At 71.8% G+C, this 4,336-nt stretch carries 3 protein-coding genes and 1 pseudogene; all 4 read left to right on the top strand.

What is annotated here, in order from left to right:
• Nucleotides 1-601: aldehyde dehydrogenase family protein (locus B9S57_RS12945; protein ID WP_146057752.1), on the top strand; the 601-nt coding region annotated here is incomplete at its 5' end.
• Between the two features lie 197 nt (nucleotides 602-798).
• Nucleotides 799-2,217, top strand: a pseudogene (locus B9S57_RS12940) (alpha/beta hydrolase family protein); the annotation flags it as partial.
• Nucleotides 2,218-2,740: 523 nt separating this feature from the next.
• Nucleotides 2,741-2,818: a 50S ribosomal protein bL37 gene (locus B9S57_RS36370; protein WP_371604899.1), complete on the top strand. Its 78-nt coding sequence runs from the start codon at nucleotides 2,741-2,743 to the stop codon at nucleotides 2,816-2,818.
• 452 nt (nucleotides 2,819-3,270) lie between these two features.
• Nucleotides 3,271-3,942: a GAF domain-containing protein gene (locus tag B9S57_RS12935; protein WP_103515704.1), complete on the top strand. Its 672-nt coding sequence runs from the start codon at nucleotides 3,271-3,273 to the stop codon at nucleotides 3,940-3,942.
• Nucleotides 3,943-4,336: the final 394 nt, after the last annotated feature.

Here is a 4,336-nt window from a genome sequence, read left to right as displayed (position 1 = left end):
CTTCAACGCCGGCCAGGACTGCACGGCCGCCACCCGCGTCCTGGTCCACGCGTCCGTCCACGACGAGTTCGTCACCGCGCTCGCCAAGGCGGCGGCCGACACGAAGACCGGTCTGCCGGACGACGAGGACGTGCTCTACGGCCCGCTCAACAACGCCAACCAGCTGGCGCAGGTCAGCGGCTTCATCGAGCGGCTCCCCGCGCACGCCAAGGTCGAGTCGGGAGGCCACCGCGTCGGCGACACGGGCTACTTCTACGCCCCGACCGTCGTCTCCGGCCTCCGCCAGGACGACGAGATCATCCAGCAGGAGGTCTTCGGGCCCGTCATCACCGTCCAGTCCTTCACGGACGAGGCCCAGGCCGTGGAGTTCGCCAACGGCGTCGAGTACGCCCTGGCCTCCTCGGTGTGGACCAAGGACCACTCCCGTGCGATGCGGATGTCCAAGAACCTCGACTTCGGCTGCGTGTGGATCAACACCCACATCCCGCTGGTCGCCGAGATGCCCCACGGCGGATTCAAGAAGTCCGGCTACGGCAAGGACCTCTCCGCCTACGGCTTCGAGGACTACACCCGCATCAAGCACGTCATGACCTCGCTCTGATCCACGGGCGCGTGTGGTCCGGCCCGGCGCCGGGCCGGACCACACGCACGGGCGGCACAGGCACGTGCACAGGCGCGGGCGGCGCGGGGCGAACACTATGAACGCAATGGCCGCGGGGCTGGCCCGGCCCCGGCGGGGCTCCTTACCATCCCGGCCTGCGGCGCAACGTCGCGCCCCGCACCTACAGGAGCCGCGCCTTGAACACGCCTGACGCACCCTCGGATGCCTCCCGACCGCCTCGGATCCGCCGCCGGTTGCCGTCCGTGCTGACGTCCGTGCTGGCGGCGGTCCTCCTCGGCACGCTCGGCAACGCCACCGCTGTCGCGCGGACCGGGCACCCGGCCGCCGCCACCTGTCCGCCGCGCCTGGCGGCCAAGGCGACGTGCTACACCGGCCAGGATGCCGACGGGGCGTACTACACGATGGCGGTGCCCACCCGGTGGAACGGGTCCCTCGTCGTCCACGCGCACGGTGGTCCCGATCTCGGCGACTCCTCCGACCCCTCCCGCAGCGGCGACGACCTCGCACGCTGGGCGGTGATGGTCGACGAGGGCTACGCGTGGGTCGGCTCCTCCTACCGCCGTGGTGGGTACGGCACACGTATGGCCGCGGCCGACACCGAGAGCGCACGCCGTCTCTTCGTCTCGGAGTTCGGGAAGCCCGAACGGACCTACGTGCACGGCCAGTCCTGGGGCGGCGATGTCGCCGCCAAAGTCGCGGAGACCTACGGCTCGCGCCCTGGGGCGTACGACGGGGCACTGCTGACCAGCGGAGTCCTCGGCGGAGGCTCGCGCGGATACGACTACCGCGTGGACCTGCGGGTGGTCTACCAGTACTACTGCCACAACCATCCCCGGCCGTCCGAGCCGCAGTACCCGCTGTGGCAGGGGCTGCGGGCGGGCTCGACGATGACGAGCGAGGGGCTGCGCGGCCGCCTGCAGGAGTGCACCGGATACGCCTCCGAGCCTGCGGAGCGCAGCGCGTCGCAGCAGCGCAGTCTGGACGACATCCTCGCTGTCACCCGCATTCCGGAGCGCTCGCTCGAGTCCCACCTGCGGTTCGCGACCTTCACGTTCCGGGATATCGTGTCGAAGAGGCTCGACGGCCGGAACCCCTTCACCAACCGCGGTGTCGTGTACACCGGTTCACACGACGACAAGGCGCTCAACGCCGGGGTCGAGCGTTTCACGGCCGACCCCACCGCGGCCCGCGACCTCTCCTACGACAGCGACCTCACGGGCCGGGTGTCCTTCCCGGTCCTCGCCCTGCACGCGATCGGTGACCCGACGGCCTTCGTCGAACACGAGGCGGCCTACCACGCCACGCTCGAGGGCGCGGGCCGCGGGAGGAACCTCCTCCAGACGTTCACGACGGAGACCGAGCACAGCGCACTGAGCGACTCCGAGTACGCCAACTCCCTCGCGGCCCTCAACACCTGGGTGCGATCGGGACACAGGCCGACCGCACCCTCGGTCGCGGCCTCCTGCGGGGCCTTCGACCGGAGCTACGGGGGTGGATGCTTCTACGACGACGGCTTCCGTCCCGCGCCGTACGCCTCCCTGGTCCGGCCCCGGCCGGGCGGCCTCGCGTGGCCGGCGATGACCGCCGGCCAGGACGTCCTGGGACGGCCAAGGCCTTCCCCGTCACAGCCGACGGAATGTTCGTCATCCCGCCGACCATCATGCCGATCATGGCCGGCACGTCCAGGGCCCGGGCCATCCCGTAGCCCACCGCGAGCGAGGTCACCATCGCGACGAGGGTGCGCCAGCCCGCCTGGAGCTGCCCGAGCCCGGGATCCGTGGGGGTGGAACCATGTGCGGGCAAGACGCCGCGCATCGCCCGAGTGCCCGGTGGTGACCGGGATGGTGCGGACGGAAACGGCCCCCTGCGGCGGCGGCTCCGCGCCCGCGGGTCCGGAGCCAGGCGAGGTACCCCGCCTGCGGGGGCTAGAGCCGATTCGAACAGTGCTCGGAGGTCCTGGCGCGCGGAGTGAGACGTCGGTCGCGGGACGTGACGCAGGTCACTCGCGGGCGTTCGCGCCGAGTGTTTGGCGACGCACCGGCGGGTAAGGGGCTCTGTGATCGCCGGATCCGGCAATCCGGTGGATAGTGTGCAGGAGCTACCGAATGAGGAGGTTCGATGTCCTCGAAGCGACGTCGTAAGAAGAAGGCCCGCCGCAAGAACGGCGCGAACCACGGCAGCCGTCCTCAGACCTGAGGGTGAGCCGCATTTCCGGGGGGTGGCACGCGTGCCACCCCCCGGACGCGTTTCCTGCCGCGGTACACGGGCGGCGGCCCCGGGGCCGCCCCGGAGCGGACGCAGGGGGCGCGCATGCACGGTGACGTGCGGCCTTTCCGCCTCTCCACGAGGGAGGGCGACGATCGGTGACTCCGCGACGCGACCCCACGCGGCGCCGCCTCGCCCGCGACGGGCGGGACGTGGTGCTCGGCACGTTCGGGGAACGCGTCCTCCGAAAGCCTCCGTCGGCGCCACGCGGTCCCTGTGTGACCCGGGCCGGTCTCGGCGACGAGGAGCGGCAGAGGGGCCCGGGATGCCGTGACGCGATCGTGCTCGGGCAGCCCTGACGCAGCCCATAGCATCGCTGTCAGATGATTTGACACCTGGGGGCCGGGTACCCGGGGGGTGGTCCTGGGGAAGGGGAGCGGTACATGATGGCGAAGGAGAGGCTTCCTTCGGTCGGGGCCGGGGAACTGCCGGAGGCGGTGTTCGATCCGGCACGTCTGGAGGCGGTGGCGGCTTCCGGTCTGCTGGACAGCCCGCCGGAAGGCACGTTCGACGATCTCGCACAACTCGCACTGGCGATCACGGGTGCGCAGAAGGCGTTCTTCACCGTCGCGGACGGCCGGCGCTCCTTCTGGAAGTCCGCGGTCGGCATGGACTCCACGGCCGGACGGGAGAACGACATCCGCGACAGCCCGTGCCACCTCCTCATCGGCGCGGGCAGGGAGCTGATCGCCGAGGACGCGGCCGCTGACCCGCGGATCAGGGATCTCGCGGCGATCGACGAGTTGGGTGTCGGGGCGTGGGCGGGTTTCCCGGTCGTCTCCCCGGAGGGTCATGTCCTTGGCGGGTTCTGCGTGGTCGACAAGGACGCCCGCACCTTCACGCCCGAACAGTCCGCGGCGTTGCGGACTCTGGCCCGGTCGGTGTCCTCGGAGATCGCCCTGCGGCAGGCCCTGCGTGAGGCCCGGGCGTCGGGGGACGCCTCGGCGGCGCCGTACGCCGTGCCTCCCACCCCGCAGGCCCAGCCCTTCCGCGTCACGGAGGAAGTCGCCGAACTCTCAGCCTCCTGGCGGCCGTCGGACCCCAGCTGCACCTGACCAGCGCCGCCGAGCAGGGCGTGCATCACGGAGTTGACGGCGAGGAGACCAGCCGCCGCGGCGGCGCCCTGGCCGACCGCGCTGACGCCGACGGCCTGCGGCGCCGACCGGTCGGCAGCCCAGGCCCGGCGCAGCGTGCCGCCGATCAGCCGGGGCATCGCCCGGATCGCCGAGACCATCGTCAGGTCGAGGCGGGCGCGATCGTGCTCGGCGAACGCGCCGTCGTAGCGCAACGGGCCGCCGAACAGCTCCTGTTCGGCGGCGGAGGCCTTCGGCTCGATGATGTGGGCCCGTCGGAAGAACCCCCTCACGAGCGGTTCCCTCGGGCATGATCGGTCCCGTTCGGCTCCCTCACGCGTACCTCCCCCTCCGGTCGGCCGGCGGTCCTCGGCGG

The sequence above is a fragment of the Streptomyces sp. SM10 genome (assembly GCF_002910915.1).
Classification (GTDB): domain Bacteria; phylum Actinomycetota; class Actinomycetes; order Streptomycetales; family Streptomycetaceae; genus Streptomyces.
This window is presented reverse-complemented; position numbering and strand designations above follow the sequence as displayed.